Below are 21,615 nucleotides of genomic sequence, written 5' to 3' on the forward strand. Positions count from 1 at the left end.
TTCCAATAAATCATGCGTCCCTGTGCTTCAGGGCGGACAAGGCCTCCAAAAGATCGTTCAGGTCGTCCAGACCATAGTATTCCAGCTCAATGCGGCCCTTTTTCCGGCCGCTGACAATGCGGCAGCCCCGGCCCAGCCGGGAGCTGAGCTCCTTCTGGGCCTCCTCCGTATAGTTGACGCTGACGCCGCTTTTCGGCGCGGGGCCGTTCGGCTTGGACTCGGTCAGTTTCTTGACCAGCGTCTCCGTCTGCCGGACGGAGAGATCGCCGTCCACCACCGCGGCGGCGGCCTTTTGCTGAGCCTCCGCCCCCAAGGGCAGCAGGGCCCGGGCATGGCCGGAGGACAGGGCGCCTTCCTCCACCAGCTTGCGGACCGGAGGACAGAGCCCAAGAAGCCGCAGGGAGTTGGCCACGGCGCTGCGGGACTTGCCCACCGCGGCGGCCGCCTCCTCCTGGGTCATGTGGTAGGTGTCGATGAGGGACTGGAAGCCGGAGGCCTCCTCCATGGGGTTCAGGTCCTCCCGCTGGAGGTTTTCGATCATGGCCAGCTCAGCGGCCTTGCGGTCGTCGGCCTCGATGACGATGACCGGCACCTCCTGCAGCCCGGCCAGACGCGCCGCCCGCCAGCGGCGCTCTCCGGCGATGATCTGATAGTAGCCGGAGGAGAGGCGGCGCACCGTCAGAGGCTGGATGATGCCGTGCTGACGGATAGAGTCCGCCAAGTCCGCCAGGGAGGCGTCGTCAAAAAACTTGCGGGGCTGGCTGGAGCAGCTCTCCACCTGGGAAATGGGGAGGGAGAGGGCGCTTCCCGTATCACCTTTCAGCGCTTCCTCGCCCAAAAGGGCCCCCAGTCCCCGGCCCAGACCCTTTGCCTTATTTGTTGCCATAGCGATCTCCCTTCAAAAGGAAAAGTAAGTAGAGTTATTGGCTGTTCTTCCTGAGAAACTCCCTGGCCAGGGCGGTGTAGCTCTCCGCGCCCCGGGAGCTGCGGTCGTAGGAGGTGATGGGCTTGCCGTGGCTTGGGGCCTCGCTGAGCCGCACATTCCTTGGAATCACCGTGGAGTAGACCTTGCCCGGGAAAAAGCGCTTGACCTCCTCCGCCACCTGGAGGGCCAGGTTGGTGCGGCCGTCAAACATGGTCAGCAGCACGCCCTCCAGTTCCAGCCGGGGGTTCAGGGACCGGCGCACGATGCGCACGGTGCTCATCAGGTCTGAAAGCCCCTCCAGTGCAAAGTATTCCCCCTGCACCGGAACCAGCAGCGCGTCCGCCGCGCAGAGGGCGTTGAGGGTCAAAAGCTCCAGGGAGGGGGGACAGTCGATGAAGATGAAGTCATAGTCGTCCTGAAGCTGGTTGAGGGCATTTCGCAGCAAAAACTCCCGGGAGTCCATGGAAATCAGCTCAATGCCCGCGCCGGCCAGCGCCTTGTTGGAGGGCAGCACGTCGCCGTAGCGGGTGGAAACCACCGCCTCACGCACCGGAGCGTCGCCCACCATCACCTGGTAGACGCCCTGGGACAGGGATTTGTCCACGCCCATCCCGGAGGTGGAGTTGGCCTGGGGGTCAAAGTCGCACAGCAGCACCCGCTTGCCCAACTCGTGAAGGGCGGCGGTCAGATTGACGCAGGTGGTCGTCTTGCCCACGCCGCCTTTTTGATTGACAATTGCGATGATTTTAGCCAAAAGGGCACCTGCTTTCTCAATGGTTGAGTGAAAACCCATACAAATTACAGTATAGCAAGCTTGTCCCCTCATTTCAAGAATAAGGGAGAAAAAAGCGGAAGAAGTTTCACGTGAAACAGGAGGGCAAACAAAAAGGGCACTGTTTCACGTGAAACAGTGCCCTGAAAGCCAAACCCTCAGACAAGCAGCATTCCATCCAGGGAGGGCAGCGTCAGCTCCACCTCTCCGTCTAAAACCGCAAACTGCTGACCGGTGAGCAGGTCCGTGGCCAGGTCGCCCGGGTAGGGAAGGGTCAGACTGCGCTCCTCTGCCCCGCAGTTGAAAAGGGCCCAGGTGGTCTCATCGCCCTCCTGCCGGGAAAAGACCAGCAGGCCGCCCTGGGCGGCTTGGTAACGGATGGTTCCGCTTTGCAAAGAGGGGCGCTGGGTGCGGATGCGGCCCAACAGGCGGTAGTGCTCAAGAAGCTCCCTGTTCTCATGGCCCCAGGGGAAGGTCCCCCGGTTAAAGGGGTCCTCAAAGCCCTGCATCCCCGCCTCGTCGCCGTAAAAGATGGTGGGGGAGCCGGGGAAGGCGTAGAGCAGCAGTGCCGCCAGCCGCAACCGCCGCAGTCCCCGCCGGAGCTCCTCTCCCGAGAGGCGGTAGACCCGGCGCTCCGCCCGGTCGGTGATGGGGGCTGGCTGGCCCAGGAGCGTGAGAATCCGCGGCGTATCATGGGTGCCCAAAAAATTCATGGCCGAGTAAAAGGCAGGGGCGGGATAATTCTCCCGGATGCTCTCCATGGCCTCATAAAAAGCCTCCGCCGGTCCGCCCAAAAGATAGGCAAGAGCGGCGTTGCGGAAGGGATAATTCATCAGGGCATGTGTCTCATCCCCAAGGAGATAGCGGCGGCGCTGGGAATAGGCTATCTTATTGGACCCGTCTTCCCACACCTCGCCCAACAAAATGGCGTCGCCCTCCGTCTCCTCCATGGCGCGGCGGATGTCCCGGATGAAGTCGTCGGGCAGCTCGTCGGCCACATCCAGCCGCCAGCCGGAGGCGCCCAGGCGGAGCCAGCGGCGGATCACCGAGTCCTCTCCCGTCACCATATAGGCCCGATAGCCCGGATCATCCTCCTGGACGGCGGGCAGGGTGCGGATGCCCCACCAGGCGTCGTACTGATCCGGCCAATGGGAAAACCGGTACCAGCCGGCATAGGGGGAGCTTAGGCTCTGGGCCGCGCCAACGGAGGGGTAAAAGCCCTCCTGGTTGAAGTAGACGCTGTTGGAGCCGGTGTGGTTGAACACGCCGTCCAACACCACCCGGATGCCGTATTTGCGCCCCTCGCCGCACAGGTGCGCAAAGTCCTCCTCCGTGCCAAGGAAGGGATCGATCTTCCGGTAGTCCGCCGTGTTGTAGCGGTGATTGGAGGCGGATTCAAAGATGGGACAGAGATACAGTGTGGAGACTCCAAGGCTCTGAAGATAGGGCAGCTTGGAGGAGATGCCCAACAATGAGCCACCGTAGAAGTCCCGGCTGCGCACCTCGCCGTCCGGGTCCGGCAGATAGTCCATGGGTTCGTTCCAGTCTTTGTGCACCACACGGTTGCCCACCACGCCGTCGGGCTTTGGAAGGGAGAGCCGACAGAAACGATCTGGGAATATTTGGTAGGTAATGCCCCGGCCGAACCACTCAGGGGTGGATCTGTGCCCAGAGTAGACCGTCAGCTGCCAGCGGCGTTCGTCGGCGCTTTCCCCCCAGCCGCCGCGGGTAAGGCAGCGGGAGGAGCCGTCTGCGCGGTAAAAGCGGAAGGCATACCACACGATCTCCGGCTCAGCGGGGGCGGAAAAGGTGATGGTGAATCCGCCCTCCTCCGTGGGAGAGAGGGCGAGCACCTCCTCTGAGGCGGCAAAGTCGTGGTAGGCAAGGAGTTCACAGCGGGGAAAACCCTCCGCGCCGACCGGGCGGAGGGTGAGGGTCACAGGGGTGGAGGTGGGAACGGCGCCGTAAGGGGTCTTGCAGCGCGGGTCCCGGGAGTCAAAGCAAGAGGACATGTCTCCATTCCTTTCGGAAAATAATTTGGATGGGCGTGCTATTGCAGAAGCTGGTCCTCGCCGATCAGCGCCGCGCCGATCTCATCGGTGGAGAAGTAGGAGTTGAGAATCTCCACGGCGGTGGAGGCCAGCGCCGCACCGGAGCCGCCCTTTTCAATGACAATGGCCAAAGCGATCTCCGGATCGTCGTAGGGGGCAAAGCAGACAAGGATGCCGTTGTCTTTTATTTTGGCGCCCAATTGGGCGGTGCCGGTCTTGGCGCCCGCGTCCACCACGCAGTTTGCAAAGTAGGAGGAAAGGCTTCCGGAGGTGACCAGACCATGCATGCCGGTCTTTACCACATTGAGGGTGGAGTCGCTGATGGAAACGGTGTTCAGCGGATCCGGAACACCGGCGTAGAGCAGCTCCGAGTTGTCATAGGATTTGACGCTTTTGAGCAGATGGGCCGGGTAGTGCTTGCCGCCGGAGACAATGGTGGCCACATAGTTGGCCAGCTGGAGCGGCGTAAACAGGTGGTCGGACTGGCCGATGGCGGCCTGTACCGTGTCTCCTCCATACCAGGTGCCGCCGGCTGCCTCCCGCGCCGCGGGGCTGGCCAGCGTGCCGGATTTCTCATCTATTTCAATTCCCGTGGGCTGGCCCAGGCCAAAGGCCGCGGCATATTCGTCTATCCTGTCGATGCCCAGCAGATAACCCATCTGGTAGAAAAAATAGTTGCAGGAGACGGTGATGGCCTCGGTGATATTGACAAGGCCGTGGCCGCTGCGATTCCAGCAGTTGAGGCCGAAGGGCTCCGAGCCGGCGATCATCTGGGGATAGTACCACCGGCCGGTGTCCCGAATCTTTTCGCTGGGGGTGACAACGCCTTCCTCCAACGCCGCGATGGCGGTGAGGGGTTTAAAGGTGGAGCCGGGGGGATAGGTGCCCTGGGTGGCACGGTTGAAGAGGGGCGCGTCCTCCCGGGTGTTGAGCTCGGCGCTGTCCTGGGAGTAGGTGGCCAGGTTGTAGGTGGGGTAGGAGGCCAGCGCCATCACCTCTCCGGTGCCCACCTGGACCACGGCCGCGCCGCCTCCCCGGGAGATGCCGTCCTTTTCCGTCATATCGCCCACGGTCTTGGCCAGGGCGGTCTCCACGGCCTCCTGAAAGGGCAGATCGATGGTCAGCGACACGGTGCTTCCGGGCTGAGGGGCCTTGGTGTAAAGCTCGCTGGTGGTTTTGCCCTCGCTGTTTTTCGAGACCACCCGGGTGCCGTCGGTGCCGTGGAGGTATTCCTCAAAGGCCAGCTCCACGCCGGATTTGCCTACCAGGTCGTCTAAGGAATAGCCTTTGTCCTTCAGCTCTTCATATTCATCCTCCATGCGCCCCACAAATCCTAAGATGTGGGCCGCAGCGTCGGTTTGATAGTCCCGGACGGAGGAGGAGCCCACCTTTACGCCGGGATAGTCGCCGTCGGTGATCTCGGAGATCATCTCCGTGCTCACATCCACGGCAAAGATATAGGCGGAGGTATTCACCAGTTTACGCACCGCAAGCTCGTACTGTACCCCCATGACGGAGCGGGCCTGGCTGTCACTGTAGGAGGCGGGCACGCCCAGCACCGTGCGCATGCCGGCAAGAAGCGTGTCCGCGCTCAGGCCGCTCTCCTTCAGATAGGCGGAAAGCTGCTCCTGCCGGGTCATCTCCTCCGCGCGGTAGGAGGCGGGCAGGGAGTCTGCGATCCACTTGTTGGCCTGAAGGTATTTGATAAAGCGGGAACTTTGGGTGGAATCCAGTCCGTCCAGAGCAAAGGCAAAGGGAGCCTGAGCGGTGATGGGCAGATTCTCCACCCACTCCACACCATACCTCTGGCAGAGCTGAATCAGGTTCCAGATGGCCTCCGCCTCATTTTCTCCCTTGTCCAAAAGGGAGCTGTCAAAGGTCAGCGTATAGCTCAGGCGGTTGGATACCAGGGTTTTGCCGTTGCGGTCGGTGAGAATGCCCCGGGAGGCCTCCACCGTCTCCCGCTGGGTGATGGTGCGCACCGACTGCTCCAGGTAGTCCTGGCCGTGGACGATCTGGGTGGAGTAGAGCACGCCCACAAAGGCCGTGAGGCAAACGGCCAGAAACAGCGCGATCACTGAGACGCGGATGTGAAAATATTTGCTGTCTTCCATGTGACTCCTTTCAATCGATGTCGCGGCACTTGCGGTGGATGGCGGAAAAGAGCAGGTGCACCGGCAGCACAAAGACCAGCGTCAGCGCCGTCTCCTGTAGAGAGAGCATCAGCGCCCGGGAGACATCGCCCAGGCCGCTGAGCAGCAAGAGGAGAATCCGGGCCCCATCCACCAGCACAAAGGACGCCGACACGGCCGCAAGGGAACAGAGGAACCCGGCGGAGACCAACCCCTCGGCGATGAGGCCGGAGAGCAGGCCCGCCAGGGGAAAGAGCAGGGTGTAAAAGCAGGGCAGGGGGCCGGTGATGGTCAAATCACAGACCAGGCCGGCCACCAGGCCGAAGGCGGTGCCAGAAAACGGCCCCTCCTGGGCGGCCAGCACCGCCACCACCGCCGGGTAGAGGAAGGGGAAAACGCCCCGCAGAAGAATATGCTGCATTACAAGGCCCTGAACCAGACAGCAGAAAAGAAAGGCCAGGCTGTAGAGCAGCCAGCGGACCACCGTTACATTGCGAAAAGGCAAACTTTATGCCTCCTTTCCTTACTCCACGATGTCAAAGCCCTTGATGATGAACACCTGGCTCAGCCCATCAAAGTCCACCATGGGGGCGATCACCGCGTACTGGGTCAGGCCGGAGTCGTCCAGTTTGACCTCCTCCACGGAGCCGATGACCAGCCCTGTGGGATAGTAGCCGCCCACGCCGGAGGTGATGATGAGGTCCCCGTTGAGCAGCGTGGAATCGGCGGGCAGGTAGCTGAGCTTCAGGCGCTTTTCACCCATCAGGTTGAAGTCGCCGCTGGCCACACCGATCTCATCGGTGCGGAAGACCATGGCGCCAAGCTGGGTATCCGTGTCGATGATGGTGAGGACCGTACACCAGTTCAGCCCCGCCTCGGAGACCACGCCCACCAGGTAGTGCTGCTCGTTGACCACGCAGTCTCCCACCGCCACACCGTGGTCCGTGCCCCGGTTCAGCGTCAGGGAGGAGGTCCAGTTGGAGGTGTTGCGGGCGGTGATGCGGGCAGATTCAAGGTCAAAGTCCTTTCGCTGCTCCCGCAGGTTCAAAAGGGAGCGCAAGCGGGCGTTTTCCTCGCTGTCCGCCTCGCTTTGCCGAATCGCCTCCTCCATCTTCGCGATCCGGTTGCGCAGCTCCGCGTTTTCCTCCTCCAGCGCCTTGTAGTCGGCGTAGTAGGCCTGCTTGTCGTTGAACCACTCCGCCACGGAGGTGAAGGCGCTGCGGAAGGGGGAGGTGATGATTCCGGCCAGATTGGTCAGCGGGGCGGAGGTGTTGGTGAAAACGGACATGACGGAAAGAGCCACTGCGATGACCGCCGCGGCAAAGAGAATCCACAGACCGTGTTTTTTTAAAAAGTGTTTCAAAGCCGCCTCCTCTTGCGTTACAAACCCTCTTGCCCGTCTAAGAACGTCACGCCAAACCGCTCCAGCATCCGGGAAAGACGCAGCAGCGGCAGCCCCATCACATTGTAAAAGTCGCCGCGGATGCCCTCCACCAACAGTGCGCCAAGGCCCTGGACGCCGTAGGCGCCCGCCTTGTCCATGGGCTCGCCGCTCTGGATGTAGGCGTGCAGCTCCCGCTCCGAGGCGGGGCGGAAGGTGACGGCGGTGGATTCCGATTCGGTCAGAAACCGCTCCCCCTGACGGACGGTGACGCCGGTGCAGACGGTGTGGGTGCGGCCCTGAAGGGACAGGAGCATCTTCAGCGCCTGCTCCTCATCCCGGGGCTTGCCCAGCCGCTCATCCCCCAAAAACACCATTGTGTCGGCGGTGATGACAATTTCCTCCGGCGTGCATCGGACGGCCTCCGCCTTCTCCCGGGAGATATACTCCACCACCTGGGGCGGCGTCAGGCCCTTGGGATACCACTCCTCCACCTTGGGAACGCGGATGTCAAACTCCCGGATGCCGATCCGGGACAAAAGCTCCTGCCGCCGGGGTGAGCCGGAGGCCAATACAATCTGTGCCATGCTCCTCCACGCGCCATAGGCGCTTAAGTTACAAAATTTACAGCTGCATTTCGTAGGCCGCAATATATGACAAGCAATCTTACTTGCCGGTTGAACCAAAGCCGCCCCGGTCGGACTCCTCCAGGGAGCTGCAGGCCACGAATTCTAAGCGGGGCTGGTGGGCCATGATCCGGAACTGGCAGATTCGGCTGCCTCTGGGGATGAATGTGTTGCGGGTGGCATAGACCGGCATCCGCCACTCATCGCCGCTGCCCCGGTAGGACCAGTCCACCACACCCATGGAGTTGGTCTGCAAAATGCCGTAGTTCTTAAACGTGGAGCTGCGGGGCACGATATGGGCCTCGTAGCCCTCCGGCAGGGCCACGGCGATCCCAAGGGGGATCAGCCGGAACTCCCCGGCGGAAAGGGTCACGTCCTCCGCCGCGGCCAGGTCGATCCAGTCGGATTTTCCCTCCACATAGCAAAGCCGGGGGGAGTCGTCTGAAAAATATTTGACGTGAATGGTCTCCATAAAGTTTCTCCTTGTATCAGCAAGCTCAGACCGATTCTGCAAACATGCAGAAAATTCTGTTTCAACTGATTGTAAATCGTATTATATAAATAAAATATTACTAAAAGTTTCCAAAAAAGGCCGCGTGCGGGAGAGCCGCATTCGCCTGAAGATGCCGGTTAGTCCACTCCCTTGTAGAAAAGGCCCCGGGTAAAAAGGGCCGGCGGCTCGCCGGAGCGGCGGTAGGCCCGGAACACCTGGGCGCATTCCTCGGCGGATTCGGTGGTGAAGCGAAGCCGGGCGTAAGAAAGACCGATGTCCTTCCAGTCCTCCCGGTCCGCCAGCCAAAGCACACGGCTGTTTTGCAGCTCGCTTCGGCAGCCATAGGCGCAGAGGATGGGGAAGGACGCGTTGGTCCGGTCCCGGAGGGCGGCCGTGCCGTCGCAGGGGCAGCCGCCGTCATTTTGCACCAGGCAGTTCTCCATGATCTGGAGAGGCAGCCGGCCGTAGACCACCGCCTCCACGCTGAGAAATTTTTCAAGGTCCCGTATCTGTTCCCGGCGCAGTTCAAAGGAGACTGCGGCGGAGGAGAGGCCCCGCTGATACAAAAAGAGCAGGGAGCGGGAGTTGAAGACATTGAGTCCAAAGTCTCCGGCCAGAGTCATGCCGGACTCCCGGGCCAGGGGGAAGTGGCCCAGGTTGGAAAGGCCCAGTCCGGTAACGCCGCTGTCCCGGGCAGTGAGCAGCAGCGAGCGGAGCTCTGTTTCGTCCGCGTCCCGCCAGACCCGGGGAAACAGGGCATAAAACTCGGTTCTCCCCAAATAGGGGGCCAGGTCGAATTCGCCGATCCGCTCCAGGGGCAGGTAGATCCGGGCCGGGCCCTGGTCCACCAGCTCCTCGCTGAGCTGGCCGCCCCGGCTCAGCGAGCAGGTGAGGCGGGGCGGACCCTTGTGGTTCCAAAGGGCAGGAGGCAGGGGCTGGGGTTCCAGACTCCGCCGTTTGGGCGGGCGGACCCGTTCCGCGGTCAGCTCCTCCAGGGCCTGACGGCGCAGGGCGTTGATGGACGCGGCGCTTAAGGAGAGGCCCTCGTCCACCACGGCGGTGGCCCCGGTGCAGTGGAAGGCGGTGCCGCCAGTCTTTTTCAGCCGCTCCTCCACCTCGCCGGCGGTGACGGCGCGGCTGCGGGCGGCCTCGGGCACCGGCCCTGTGACGGAAACAATGTGATCGCGGTCATCGGTGGCGGTGAGCACCACCGGTACGCCCACGCCCACCCGGCAGAAAAAGGAGACGCCCACGGTGCGCAGCGTGCCGCTTTCATAGGCGGAGCGGACCTGGGCAAAGAGCTCCCGGGGCTCCCGGGCGTCCTCGGGGCGGGTGCCGAACATATCGGCGCCCCGTTTGCCCCGGTAGTACCAGTCCGTGAAGCCGCTGCGGGAAAAGGCGTCGGAGAGCTGTTGGGCCTCCTTGTCCGTGGGAGTGCGGCGCTCCCGGAGGAGCCGGGCGTAGATGGACGTGACCACCGCCACATACTCCGGACGCTTCATCCGGCCCTCCAACTTAAGACATGCCACGCCCATCTGCCGCAGCTCCTCCAGGTGGTCGGCCATGGAGCTGTCCTTCAGGCTGAGAGGGTGGCCGGGCTTGGCCGGCCGTCCATCACGCTCCAGCCGGTAGGGCAGGCGGCAGGGCTGGGCACAGGTGCCCCGGTTGCCGCTGCGGCCGCCCAAAAAGGCGCTCATGGAGCACTGGCCGCTGTAGCTCATGCAGAGGGCGCCGTGGGCAAAGACCTCGATCTCGGCGCCGCTGGCGCGAATGATGCGGGCAATGTCCTCACCGCTCAGCTCCCGGGCCACCACCACACGGGTGCAGCCCATGCGGGAGGCCTCCAATGCGCCGCCGGAGGTGAAAATACTCATCTGGGTGCTGGCGTGGAGGGGCAGGTCCGGTAGCGTCTGGCGCAGCAACTCAAAAAGACCCCAGTCCTGTACCAGCACCGCGTCCACGCCGGCCTGGGAGGCCATGCGGGCGGTCTGAAGGGCCTGGAGCAGCTCCCGGTCCGTGAGCAGGGTGTTCAGCGTCAGGTAGACCTTGACGCCCAACAGATGGCAGTAGGACAGGGCCTGAAGGAAGTCCTCTTCGGAGAAATTTTTGGCGCCCCGGCGGGCATTAAAGCTGCCCACGCCCAAGTAAACGGCGTCGGCGCCGCACTGGACGGCGGCGCGCAGCGCCTCCGGAGAGCCGGCGGGGGAGAGGAGCTCGGGCCTACCGGTCATGCTTGTTCCCGTTCTGGAGACGGAAGATCTCCCGCTTGAGTTCAGACGCCTCGGCCTTGGCCCGGCCCGCCTCCTCCACGTATTCCTTCAGCTGCCGGCGGAGGTTCTCCGCGTCCTCCTGCGCCTTGAAAAGCTCGTCTGTGATGTTGGCGGCGGTAAGCACAGCCGCGTCGGTGCGGCCCACATGGGCGCCCTTGAGCACCTCCGTCATCTTGGCGTCCACATAGCTGCCCACCCGCTGCATGTAAGAGGGCGCCTCCTGGGCGACAAAGTTGTATTCCTCGCCGCAGATATTGACGACAACATGGTTTTCCATCCGAATTGCCTCCCTTTCTCTTTTGTAACCTCAGGCGGACCAGCCTGTGCCGGAGCGCCGCTTTATAGATATGCCAATTTATCTTGCAACAGTCCCATGGAGCTGTTATGCCGCAGGCGCCCGTCGCCGCTGCGGCACATTGGTAAAATGCAGTATACGGCTATTATACCATAAAAACGGGTCTGGTAAAGAGAATTTGTCCAATTTGCCGGAAGAGCCGCTTCCAGAAAAGTTGCTGTTGTCCTGGAGGGAGATTTCGTGTAGAATAGGAAAGAAATCTGGTGGAGAACCAGAGCACAAGAGAAAGGAGGCGGCGTATGGCAAGCTGCCTGCTGCCTGTGGACGGGGACGAGAGCGTCCTGGTGTCCGGGCCCGTGCTGCGCCGCCTCATCGGAAGCGGCAGCGGCGACGCGGCCCTTTTATATCTCTGCCTGCTGCGCCGCCGAGGCGAAATCTCCATGGAGCAGGCCGGCCGGGAGCTGAAGTGGGACCGGATGCGGCTGCAGACCGCTGAGGACGAGCTCCGGGCCATGAACCTGCTTGGGGCGGGAGAGCAGCGGGAGGCAGCGCCCAGCCCGCCGCCCGCCTACGAGCGGGAGGACGTGCTGAACTGCCTTGAGCACAGCGAGGAGTTCCGCTGCCTGACGGCGGAGGTGGAGCGGAAGTTAGGGAAGAAGCTGTCCACCCCGGACCTGAGCATTCTTTTGGGACTGTATGACTATTTGGGGCTGCCGGCGGACGTGATCTACCTGATAGTGTGCCACTGTATGGAGCGGAGCGCCGCGCGCTATGGGCCGGGGCGGCGTCCCTCGCTGCGCCGGATTGAGCAGGAGGGCTATGCCTGGGCGGCCCGGGGCGTGGACACCCAGGAGCGGGCGGCGGCCTATCTCAAGCAGTACGCCGTCCGCCAGGGCATGCTGCCCCGGTACATGGAGGCGCTGCAATTGGGGGACCGGCCCCCGGCTCCCTCGGAGGAGAAATACCTCACCGCCTGGGCCGACATGGGTTTTTCCCCCGAGGCGGTGGCGCTGGCCTACGACAGGACCATGCTGCGCTGCCACAAGCTGAAGATGAACTACTTGGACGGCATTTTGAAAAAGTGGGACGAGAAGGGGCTTCACACGGTGGATGAGATTCAGTCCGGCGACGGACGGCGCCCCGCCCCCGTGCCGGCCGCCGCCCAGGGAAGCCGCCAGAGCGCGGCGGAGCTGAAAAAGTATTTGAAGTGATGGAGGAGGACGCTCTGTGGCAGTGGATGGAAAAGTGATGCGCCGGGCGCTGGGCCGCTATGAGGCGGACAAGCAGCGGCGCACCGACGAGTTTGCCGCCCGCCGGGCGGCGGTCTATGCCCGGATTCCGGAGATATCGGCCATTGACCGGGAGCTGGCCGGAACCATGCGCCAGATCATCGCCCAGGCGCTGCGCCAGGGCCAGGACCCGTCGGAGGCCATCGGCCGGATCCGGGACCAGAACCTGGGCCTTCAGGAGGAGAAGCGGCGCCTGCTCATGAGCCGGGGCTACGCCGCGGACTTTTTGGATGAGACGCCGGAGTGTCCCCTGTGCGGCGACAGCGGCTACCGGGACGGCCGGATGTGCCGGTGTCTGCGGCGCTACTACGCAGAGGAACAGATGAAGGAGCTGTCCCGGCTGCTGGACCTGGGCAGCCAGAGCTTCGACACCTTCTCTCTGGACTGGTACGACCAGAACGTCTGGCCGGAGATGGGGCGTTCGCCCCGGTCCCACATGGAGACCGTATACGAGTCCTGCGTCCACTACGCCCGCAGCTTTGGAAAAAAGAGCGCCAATTTGCTGATGACCGGCGCGCCGGGCCTGGGGAAGACCTTCCTCTCCGCCTGCATTGCCCGGGAGGTCAGCGGCCGGGGCTTTTCCGTGGTCTATGACACCGCGAACAGCATCTTTTCTCAGTTTGAAGACCAGAAATTCGGCCGGGAGGGGGACGGGGAGGTCCGCCGGGTGCTGAACTGCGACCTGCTGATTTTAGATGACCTGGGCACGGAGATGACCACCTCCTTTATCCAGAGCGCCCTGTACCAGATTGTGAACACCAGGCTGATGACCGACAAGTCCACCATCCTCAACACCAACCTGACCCCGGACGAGCTTCGGCGGCGCTATACGTCCCAGATCGCCTCCCGAATCGAGGGGGAGTACGAGGTGCTGGTGTTTTTCGGAGACGACATCCGGAAACTGAAACGGGAGCGGCAGTGAGCCGCTCCCGTTTTTTATAGTTAACCCTGACGGGCCTGAAGCAGGTCCCGAATCACCTGGCTCAGGATCTGAATGCCCCGCTCGATCTTCTCGTCGGTGCAGTTGGAGTAGTTCAGCCGCATGGTGGCCACGCCCCGGTCCTTCTCATAGAAGGGGTCGCCGGCCGTGACCAGCACGCCCCGCTTCACCGCCTCGTTTTGCACCTCCACGGCGGAGAGGCCGTCGGGCATGGTGGCCCAGATGAACATGCCGCCCTTCGGTTTGGTGTAGCGCACGCCCTCGGGCATGTAGCGGGCAATGCAGTCCATCATCACGTCCGCCTGATGCTGGTAGAGGTTCTTGATCCTGGCCATGTGGGCGTCCAGGTCGTTGTCCTCCAGATACTGGGCCAGCACCATCTGGCAGAAGATGTTGGTGTGCAGGTCCATGACCTGCTTGTAGCCCAGGAGTTTTTCCATCAGCGCTCTGTTGGGGCAGGCGATCCAGCCGATGCGCATGCCCGGGGACACGGTCTTGGAGAAGGTGCCCAACATGCAGCACTGTTCGCCTAAGTACCGGCCGAAGGATTCGCCGCCCTCGCCCCGGAAGCGCAGCTCGCCGTAGGGGTTGTCCTCCACCATCAGCATGTTGGTGGAGGCGACCAGGGCGGCCACCCGCTCCCGGACCTCCTTGGAGTAGGTGAGTCCCGTGGGGTTCTGGAAGTTGGGAATGGCGTAGAAGAATTTGGGGGAGTGGCTCTTGAGCAGCTCCTCCAGCTCATCGCAGTCAGCGCCGCTGTCGGTCAGTCCCACGGTGAGGATTTCAGGGTCGTACAGGTGGAAGGTCTGCAGGGCCGCCAGATAGCTGGGCCGCTCCACCAGCACCTCGTCGCCGGGGTCCACCAACACCGCGCTGAGCATATCCAGCGCCTGCTGAGAGCCGTTGGTAATCAGGATGTCGTCGGCGCTGAGGGTCACGCCGAAGCGGGCGTAACGCTTGGCGATGAAGCTGCGCAGAGGCCCGTAGCCGGCGGTGGAGCTGTACTGAAGGGCCTGGACGCCGTTTTGCTGAAGCACTTTGTTGACCGCCGCCTCAATGTCCTCCACCGGGAAGGAGATGGGGTTGGGAAGCCCGCCGCCGAAGGAGATCAGGTCCGGTGCCGTGGCGGCCTTGAGCATGGCGTCCACAAACTCGCCCTGAAAATCGGGCTTTGACATTCTCTTTGAAATCTGAATCTGCATAGCTGCACTCCTTTGTCTCTTATGTGGGCCGGCGCGCCGGCCCACAGGAATAAATCAGTTATTTAAATCATTATAGTACGAAACCGCCGGGAAGAAAAGGGGAATTTTCCCAAGGGAGGGGGAGGCCCGCCGGGAAAGGACCCAGGACTCCGCACGGGACCGGGGAGACGGAGCGGCGCTGCCCGTGGATGACCGGCAATCGCGGCTTGGCAAATATGCCCCGGAGCCAACCCAACTCCGGGGCTTGTCCCGTCCTATGTCTCCCGGGGATCAGGATCGCCCTCCAGCGTCACAAAGTAGCCGTAGTAGGGGATCAGGAAGTCATAGCCCCGGATCAGCCGGTCTAACAGCTGCCGGTGAAAGAGCTCCTCCGACAGCGCTTCGTTGTGGCTGATGGAGAAATTTTTCTTCCGGTACCAGGGCGCAAGCAGCGCTGAAGGCGCCTGGGCCTTGGGCTTTTTGTACTCCTCGCCCTCTATCTGGAACTCGCTCTGGCGGCTCAGCGAACGGGTCAGCTTCTCCATGGGCGCCGGGTTGGCATCCATCCGGGCGCGGAGCTTCATCATAGTCACCGGCTGGGCCGAGTAATAGCCCAGGCCGTAGCCCCAGCTCTCCGGCCCCAATTCAAACCAGAAGCAGGGCTGCACGCTCCACGCGCCGCCGGGGCGCTCCACGGAAAACCACAGGTGGTCCTTGTAGGGGCCGCGGCCAAAGAGGCGGCGGGCGTCCCGATAGATGCGGGAGACCCGGCAGATCAGGCCGTAGTCCGGGCACTTTTCCGAAAGGTGGGCATAGACCTCATCCGCCAGATAGCGCATGGGTGTGTAGAAGTGGTCCAGATAGGTCTGCTTGTTGGCCTCGAACCACGGTTTTTCATTGTTGAAGCGGATTCCCCACATGAAATCCACTGTTGCGTCGTCAAATCCCTGAAACATATCCTACTCCTTGTCGTCCTGTTTGGATCGTGCCGGTTTCGGTCATACCATACTCCGCAAATTTCCATATGCTTCCGCCCCGGCGTCCTGCCAAAGAAGGATTGCCCTACCGCCTGGACCGGAGTGCGCGCAGCTGGGTCTGAAACTCCTGGGGCAGGGGACAGCTCAGTTCCACAAGCTCCCCGGTGCGGGGGTGTATGAACCGCAGCCCCACGGCGTGGAGGCACTGGCCCTGAAGGCCCGGCACCGCCTTTTTGGCCCCGTAGACCGTGTCGCCAAGGATCGGGTGGCCGATATAGGCCATGTGCACCCGGATCTGATGGGTGCGTCCGGTCTCGAGACGGCAGCGGACATAGGTGCAGCCCGGATAGCGCTCGATGACCTCCCAGTGGGTGAGCGCCTCCTTGCCGCCGCTGACCACGGCCATCTTTTTGCGGTCGGCTTTGTGGCGGCCGATGGGCGCGTCCACCGTGCCCCGGTCCTCCTTCAGACTGCCGGTCACCAGGCACTCGTAGGTCCGGGCCAGGGTGTGGTCCTGAAGCTGGGCCGAGAGGGACAGGTGAGCCGCGTCGTTTTTGGCCGCGATGATGAGCCCCGAGGTGTCCCGGTCGATGCGGTGGACGATGCCGGGGCGCAGCACGCCGCCGATGCCGGAGAGGCTTCCGGCGCAGTGGTGAAGCAGCGCGTTGACCAGCGTGCCGTCGCTGTGGCCCGGTGCCGGGTGCACCACCAGCCCCTTGGGCTTGTTCACCACGATCACGTCGGCGTCCTCGTAGACCACGTCCAGGGGAATGTCCTGGGCTTTTACATCCAGCGCCTCCGGCTCCGGAAGGTCCGCCTCCACCACCTCGCCGCCTGCAAGGCGCAGATTTTTGGCCGCGGCCTTCCCGCCGCAGAGCACCCGGCCCTCTTCCAGCAGCCGTGCGGCGGCGGAGCGGCTCAGCCCCTCCGCCGAGGCGGCCAGAAAGGCGTCAATTCGGCTTCCCGCGGCCTCCGGAGGGACCTCAAACGTGATCCTTGCCATGGGGCCGCTCCTGCTTGTCGTGTGTCTCATAGAACCAAAGATAATAGATTGCCGCTAAGATGGCTCCCGTGACCACGCAGATGTCCGCCACGTTGAACACGGGATAGTGTATGAACTGAAAGTTGAACATGTCCACCACATATCCAAGCCGTATCCGGTCGATGATATTGCCAAGGCCTCCGGAGACGATCAGGGCGCAGGCGGTCAGCCCCAGGGGGTGGCGGACAATCCGCCGCACCGCGAAATAAGCCACCGCCGCCACAATGGCGCTGGTCACTACCACAAGCAGCCACCGCATGCCGGAAAAGCTGGACCAGGCGGCGCCGTAGTTGTGGACCAGCCGCAGTTCCACAAAGCCGGGGATCAGGGGCTGACTTCCACCTAAAATCAAATTGACGCTGACATAGTGCTTGACCCATTGGTCCGCGGCCAGCGCCGCTGCGGCCAGGGCAATATAGAGCAAAGACTGCATAGATACGGTTCCTCTCATTGGTTTAAAGGCGCGCTTACAGCGCCCTGCGGCAGGCCGGCCGTCCGCTCAGATCAGCCAGCGGTTGACCAGGGGGATGCGGCGGAGCACCTCGTAGTCCAGGCAGCCGCAGCCCAGAAGCAGCAGAGCCATCATGGGGACTGTCACGACCGCGGGCCCCACCAGCGCGGTCAGGCCGAAGTGGGCAAAGGTCTTCAGGAAGAAGATGTGGACCAGAAATACGCAGAAGGAGGCCTTGGAGATGTACTCCAGCACAGCGGCCGCGGATTCCGGAATGCGAACGGACAGGCACAGGCCGTAGACGCCCACGGCGATGAGGCACATCCCCACGCCCATGCCCTCGAAAAAGTGGGTGTCCAACTTCCCGGCGGCAGAGGACGCGGCCCAGCTGCCGCAGAAGGCGGTCAGAAAGCCCGCCAGGGCCGTCAGTGCCCAGGGCCACCGCCTGTCGGGGCCGCTGTGATAGGCCGAGAGATAGCGGCCCAGGAGCGTGTAGCCGATGGAGGCGTAGGTCATGTTCATCAGCCACTGCTTGGGAATGCCCACCAGGAGGGTGAAGGGCCAGAAGGTCTTGACCGTGGGGTATAGGATCCCCAGCAAAAACCACAGCCCCAGGAGATAGGAGAGCTGGCGCCTGTCCGCGTGGGCGGCCACAAGATAGGTGATGGGCAAAAAGGCATACACCAACAGCATGATGTGCAGGTAGTAGAGGTGCTCCTCATGGCGGAAAAGCACCACCTCTTTCAGGGACTGGATCAGCGCGGGGGCGGTCAGCTGTCCATAGGCCAGAAGGGAGAAGACCTTGTAGCACACGGCCCAGAACAGCAGCGCCGCCAGCAGCCGGGGGAAGTTCTTGGTATAGAGCTTCTTCAGCGTTATGGCCTTTTCCGGGTTCAGCAGCAGCTGGCCGCTGGCCATGAGGAACAGGGAAACGCTCACATGGGAGACGCAGGCCCAGAACAGGGCGCACAGCCAGGCCGGCGTACCTACCGCGTCCGCCGCAAAGGCGGGTACCGCCACATGGCTGATGAGTACGTCCAAAATCGCCACGGTTTTAATAAGGTCCACCGCGCCGCTGCGCCTTTGCACAGGAAGCGTTTTCTCCATAGAAACTCCTTTCAATCGCATCAAGACGGGAAAACAGGGGAGGGCGGGGCAAATTGCCCCGCCCTCCAGTTTAATCGCTTTTTGGAAAATATGCAACCGGACAGAGAAAAATGTTGTGGCCGCCGCTGCTTTAAAAGAGAAGGAAAAAGGTTTTCAGCAGCCGGACCCCGTTGAATAAAATCACCGCGCCGCACACGATGCTGATGCCCCGCATGACCCTGGGGGTGATGCGGCTGGAAAACAGCTGGGCGATCAGGGTGATGCCCGAAAACCACATGGCGGAGGACAGCAGCACGCCGGCGATGAAAAAGCCGCTTTGATCCGGCGGCAGCGTCACCCGGAACGCGCCCAACAGCATGGTGCCGTCAATGAGCGCCTGCGGGTTGCACCAGGTCACAGCCAGAAGCTTGGAAACCATCTTCCAGAAGGGAAGGCCGGTTTGCTGGCGGCCCAGTTCCTCCGCCTTGGCGCGCAGCAGACCCACGCCAATCCATATCACCATCAAGCTGCCCACCAGCAGCACCACCATTTGCAGGGCGGGCCAGCGCTCCATCACCGCGCCGATGCCGAAAAAGCAGGAAAGGGACAGCGTGGCGTCCAGAAAAATGGCTGCCAGGACCATCTCTACAGCCTGCCGGCGGGTGATGGTGAGGGCGTTGTCGATGATAAACAGGTTTTGCAGTCCGATGGGCGCCACATAGGCAAGGCCGATGGCAATACCCTGGAAAAATACAGGCATGGGCAATTCTCCTCAGGACAGGGGCCCGGCGGAGCATCTCAGAGCGCTCCTTAGGGCAGCATCCGTTTCTCTGATCTCAGACCACGGCCGCCGGGGGGGCGTATGCCGGAAAACTGGCGGTCAGCTTTTAAAATTGGGGCAGCTTGCGGACCACGGCGGCGCAGCGCGGGCACAATCCCGGGTGGTTGGGGTCCTCGCCCACCTGGAGGGAGTGCATCCAGCAGCGCTGGCACTTCTCGCCCGCGGCCTCGGAGACCTCCACGCTCAGTCCGGGGAAGTTTGCGCCTTGGCCCACTACAGAGTCTGACGCCGCCTCGGCGGAGGTGATGGTGCACTCGGAGACAATGAACAGCTCCGCCAGATTCAGCGTGGCCACCTGGGCCAGGGCGCTCATGGCGTCGCTGTCCGCGGCGTGAAGGGACACGTGGGCCTCCAGGGCTTTGCCGATCTTCTTCTGGGCCCGGGCGGCCTCCAGCACCGAGTTGACGTCGCCGCGCAGACGGATCACCGTGTCCCACTTGGCCATGGCCTTGTCGCTGAGGGCGTAGTCGGTGAATACGCCGTTCATCTCATTGAGCACCACGTTGCGCGGATCGTCGCCCTCCCGGTGGGGCATGGCCTGCCAGATCTCGTCGCAGGTAAAGGAGAGGATGGGGGCCATCAGGCGGGTCATGGTGTCCAGGATCAGGTAGAGGGCGGTCTGGGCGCTGCGGCGCAGCGCGCCGTCCTTCTCCTCGCAGTAGAGGCGGTCCTTGATGATGTCCAGGTAGAAGCTTGAGAGGTCCACCACGCAGAAGTCGTTGACCAGGTGGGTCAGCACGTGGAACTCATAGTTGTCGTAGGCCTTCAGCCCGGCCTCCACCAGGCCGTTGAGCCGGCTGACCGCCCAGCGGTCCAGCTCCTCCATATCCTTGGGGGCCACCAGGTCGTTGGGGTCAAAGCCGTCCAGATTGCCCAGGCAGTAACGGGCGGTGTTGCGGAACTTCAGGTAGTTCTGGCTCAGCTGCTTGAAAATCTCCTTGGAGCAGCGCACGTCGGCGTGGTAGTCGGCGCTGGCGGCCCAGAGACGCAGCAGGTCCGCGCCGAAATCACGGAAGATCTCCGCCGGGTCCATGCCGTTGCCCAAGGATTTGTGCATGGCCTTGCCCTCGCCGTCCACGGTCCAGCCGTGGGTCAGGCACTCTTTGAAGGGCGCACCCTTGCCCAGGGCGCCCACGGCGGTCAGCAGCGCGGACTGGAACCATCCCCGGTACTGGTCCAGGCCCTCCAGGTACATGGTGGAGGGCCAGAAGCCCTGCTCCTTGCGCATGGCGGCCACGTGGGAGGAGCCGGAGTCAAACCAGCCGTCCAGGGTGTCCTCCTCCTTGGTAAAGCCGTGGTCCGCGCCGCAGTGCGGGCAGGTAAAGCCCTTGGGCAGGATCTCCTCCGCTTCTTTGGCGAACCAGGCGTTGGAGCCCTCCCGCTCAAAGAGGTCGGCCACGGCGGCGATGGTTTCATCGCTGCAGATGGGCTTGCCGCACTTGGGGCAGTAGAACACGGGGATGGGCAGGCCCCACTTGCGCTGGCGGCTGATGCACCAGTCGTTGCGCTCGCGGATCATGGAGATCATCCGATCCTTGCCCCAGGCGGGGACCCAGCGCACATCGTCGCAGGCGGCCACGGCCTCGTCCTTAAAGGCATCCACGGAGCAGAACCACTGGGGCGTGGCCCGGAAGATGATGGGGCCCTTGCAGCGCCAGCAGTGGGGGTAGGAGTGGACGATGTCCTCGCTTGCAAAGAGGGCGCCGCTCTCCTTCATGTCGCTGAGGATGACGGCGTTGGACTCGTCGGTCTTCATGCCGGCGTACTTGCCGGCGTAGTCGGTGTGGCGGCCCTGGTCGTCCACAGGCACCACCATGTCCATGCCGTAGCGCCTGCAGGTTTCGTAGTCGTCGGCGCCGAAGCCCGGAGCGGTGTGGACGCAGCCGGTACCGGAGTCCATGGTGACATAGTCCGCCAGCAGCAGCCGGGAGGTCTTGGGCAGGAAGGGGTGGTCGGCTAACATGTTCTCAAAGAAGGCGCCGGGATGGGTTTCCACGATTTCATAGCCCTCTACGCCGCCGATCTTCATGACCTTCTCCACCAGGGCCTCGGCCAGGATATAGACCTCGCCGCCCGGGGCCTTGACCAGGGCGTAGGACTCCTCCGGGTGCAGCGCGATGCCCAGGTTGCCGGGCAGCGTCCAGATGGTGGTGGTCCAGATCACGAAAAAGAGCTTTTTGGGGTCGTAGGCGCTGAGCTTGCCGCAGTCGTCGTGCATGGGGAACTTCACATACACGGTGGTACAGGGGTCGTCCTGATACTCGATCTCCGCCTCGGCCAGGGCCGTCTCGTCCTTGGGGCACCAGTACACGGGCTTGAGGCCCTTGTAGATATAGCCCTTTTTGAACATCTCGCCGAAGACCTTGACCTCCTCCGCCTCAAATCGGGGGTCCATGGTCTTGTAGGGGTGCTCCCAGTCAGCCAGCACGCCCATGCGCTTAAAGCCCTCCATCTGCACGTCGATATAGTGCTGGGCAAAGTCGTGGCAGGCGGAGCGGAACTCCGGCACGCTCATGGCCTTGCGGTTGAGCTTGTTCTTCTTGATAATGGCGGACTCAATGGGCATGCCGTGGTTGTCCCAGCCGGGGATATAGGGGGTGTAGTAGCCCCGCATGGCATAGGAGCGGGTGATGAAGTCCTTCAGCGCCTTGTTCAGGGCGTGGCCCATGTGCAGATCGCCGTTGGAGAAGGGCGGGCCGTCGTGGAGGCTGAAGAGGGGCTTTCCCTCGTTCTTTTTCAGCATCTCGTTGTAAAGGTCCGACTCCTCCCAGCGCCTGAGCATGTCCGGCTCCCGCTTGGGCAGGCCCGCCCGCATGGGGAACTCGGTCTGGGGCAGGTTGATGGTCTTGTTGTAGTCCATGTC

General features: G+C 62.8%; 19 protein-coding genes. 2 read left to right on the forward strand and 17 right to left on the reverse strand.

The features are described 5' to 3' along the window. Positions 1 to 10: 10 nt before the first annotated feature. The 10 genes from KQI82_RS02380 to KQI82_RS02425 all read right to left on the reverse strand — a co-directional run bounded on the left by KQI82_RS02380 (position 11) and on the right by KQI82_RS02425 (position 10,927). Positions 11 to 886, reverse strand: coding sequence for a ParB/RepB/Spo0J family partition protein (locus tag KQI82_RS02380; protein ID WP_216558193.1), 876 nt, complete (start codon positions 884 to 886; stop codon positions 11 to 13). Positions 887 to 920: 34 nt separating this feature from the next. Next, on the reverse strand, positions 921 to 1,679 hold the full coding sequence (locus KQI82_RS02385; protein WP_216558197.1) for a ParA family protein: 759 nt from the start codon (positions 1,677 to 1,679) through the stop codon (positions 921 to 923). A 176-nt stretch (positions 1,680 to 1,855) separates the two neighbouring features. Next, positions 1,856 to 3,709 (reverse strand): glycoside hydrolase family 13 protein, encoded by a 1,854-nt coding sequence (locus KQI82_RS02390; protein ID WP_216558200.1) that lies wholly within the window; start codon positions 3,707 to 3,709, stop codon positions 1,856 to 1,858. 38 nt (positions 3,710 to 3,747) lie between these two features. Next, positions 3,748 to 5,862, reverse strand: coding sequence for a penicillin-binding transpeptidase domain-containing protein (locus tag KQI82_RS02395; RefSeq protein WP_216558203.1), 2,115 nt, complete (start codon positions 5,860 to 5,862; stop codon positions 3,748 to 3,750). 10 nt (positions 5,863 to 5,872) lie between these two features. Next, complete coding sequence (locus KQI82_RS02400) at positions 5,873 to 6,385, reverse strand: hypothetical protein (RefSeq protein ID WP_216558206.1); 513 nt, start codon at positions 6,383 to 6,385, stop codon at positions 5,873 to 5,875. 18 nt (positions 6,386 to 6,403) lie between these two features. Further along, entirely contained in the window at positions 6,404 to 7,243 is an 840-nt protein-coding gene (gene mreC / locus KQI82_RS02405) for a rod shape-determining protein MreC (RefSeq protein ID WP_216558209.1), read from the reverse strand. 17 nt (positions 7,244 to 7,260) lie between these two features. Then, positions 7,261 to 7,848: a Maf family protein gene (locus KQI82_RS02410; RefSeq protein WP_216558212.1), complete on the reverse strand. Its 588-nt coding sequence runs from the start codon at positions 7,846 to 7,848 to the stop codon at positions 7,261 to 7,263. A gap of 79 nt (positions 7,849 to 7,927) precedes the next feature. Beyond that, on the reverse strand, positions 7,928 to 8,359 hold the full coding sequence (locus KQI82_RS02415; RefSeq protein ID WP_216558215.1) for a dUTP diphosphatase: 432 nt from the start codon (positions 8,357 to 8,359) through the stop codon (positions 7,928 to 7,930). 158 nt (positions 8,360 to 8,517) lie between these two features. Next, complete coding sequence (locus KQI82_RS02420) at positions 8,518 to 10,611, reverse strand: U32 family peptidase (RefSeq protein WP_216558218.1); 2,094 nt, start codon at positions 10,609 to 10,611, stop codon at positions 8,518 to 8,520. Continuing rightward, the gene (locus KQI82_RS02425) at positions 10,601 to 10,927 is read right to left on the reverse strand and encodes a cell division protein ZapA (RefSeq protein WP_216558221.1); all 327 of its coding nucleotides are present in this window, start codon (positions 10,925 to 10,927) and stop codon (positions 10,601 to 10,603) included. The genes KQI82_RS02420 and KQI82_RS02425 overlap by 11 nt, the downstream gene beginning before the upstream one ends. Before the next feature lie 317 nt (positions 10,928 to 11,244). On the opposite strand from KQI82_RS02425, the gene KQI82_RS02430 reads away from it, so the two are divergent. Together KQI82_RS02430 and KQI82_RS02435 are read left to right on the forward strand one after the other, a co-directional pair. Further along, complete coding sequence (locus KQI82_RS02430) at positions 11,245 to 12,156, forward strand: DnaD domain-containing protein (protein ID WP_216558224.1); 912 nt, start codon at positions 11,245 to 11,247, stop codon at positions 12,154 to 12,156. A 16-nt stretch (positions 12,157 to 12,172) separates the two neighbouring features. Then, positions 12,173 to 13,156 carry an ATP-binding protein gene (locus KQI82_RS02435; protein WP_216558227.1) on the forward strand — a complete coding sequence of 328 codons (984 nt, stop codon included), beginning with the start codon at positions 12,173 to 12,175 and terminating at the stop codon, positions 13,154 to 13,156. Positions 13,157 to 13,176: 20 nt separating this feature from the next. Here KQI82_RS02435 and KQI82_RS02440 read toward each other — a convergent pair whose 3' ends face one another. The 7 genes from KQI82_RS02440 to ileS form a co-directional block, all read right to left on the reverse strand. Further along, the gene (locus tag KQI82_RS02440; RefSeq protein ID WP_216558231.1) at positions 13,177 to 14,352 is read right to left on the reverse strand and encodes an aminotransferase-like domain-containing protein; all 1,176 of its coding nucleotides are present in this window, start codon (positions 14,350 to 14,352) and stop codon (positions 13,177 to 13,179) included. A gap of 278 nt (positions 14,353 to 14,630) precedes the next feature. Beyond that, the gene (locus KQI82_RS02445; RefSeq protein ID WP_216558233.1) at positions 14,631 to 15,311 is read right to left on the reverse strand and encodes a DUF2461 domain-containing protein; all 681 of its coding nucleotides are present in this window, start codon (positions 15,309 to 15,311) and stop codon (positions 14,631 to 14,633) included. A 106-nt stretch (positions 15,312 to 15,417) separates the two neighbouring features. Beyond that, the gene (locus KQI82_RS02450; protein WP_216558236.1) at positions 15,418 to 16,335 is read right to left on the reverse strand and encodes an RluA family pseudouridine synthase; all 918 of its coding nucleotides are present in this window, start codon (positions 16,333 to 16,335) and stop codon (positions 15,418 to 15,420) included. Continuing rightward, positions 16,316 to 16,807 carry a signal peptidase II gene (gene lspA / locus KQI82_RS02455; RefSeq protein ID WP_241426592.1) on the reverse strand — a complete coding sequence of 164 codons (492 nt, stop codon included), beginning with the start codon at positions 16,805 to 16,807 and terminating at the stop codon, positions 16,316 to 16,318. The genes KQI82_RS02450 and lspA overlap by 20 nt, the downstream gene beginning before the upstream one ends. A gap of 66 nt (positions 16,808 to 16,873) precedes the next feature. Further along, positions 16,874 to 17,932: an acyltransferase gene (locus KQI82_RS02460; protein WP_216558243.1), complete on the reverse strand. Its 1,059-nt coding sequence runs from the start codon at positions 17,930 to 17,932 to the stop codon at positions 16,874 to 16,876. Positions 17,933 to 18,062: 130 nt separating this feature from the next. Beyond that, complete coding sequence (locus KQI82_RS02465; RefSeq protein ID WP_216558245.1) at positions 18,063 to 18,671, reverse strand: LysE/ArgO family amino acid transporter; 609 nt, start codon at positions 18,669 to 18,671, stop codon at positions 18,063 to 18,065. A gap of 127 nt (positions 18,672 to 18,798) precedes the next feature. Next, the gene (gene ileS / locus KQI82_RS02470; protein WP_216558247.1) at positions 18,799 to 21,612 is read right to left on the reverse strand and encodes an isoleucine--tRNA ligase; all 2,814 of its coding nucleotides are present in this window, start codon (positions 21,610 to 21,612) and stop codon (positions 18,799 to 18,801) included. Positions 21,613 to 21,615: the final 3 nt, after the last annotated feature.

This window comes from Dysosmobacter acutus (assembly GCF_018919205.1).
Taxonomy (GTDB): Bacteria; Bacillota; Clostridia; order Oscillospirales; family Oscillospiraceae; genus Oscillibacter; species Oscillibacter acutus.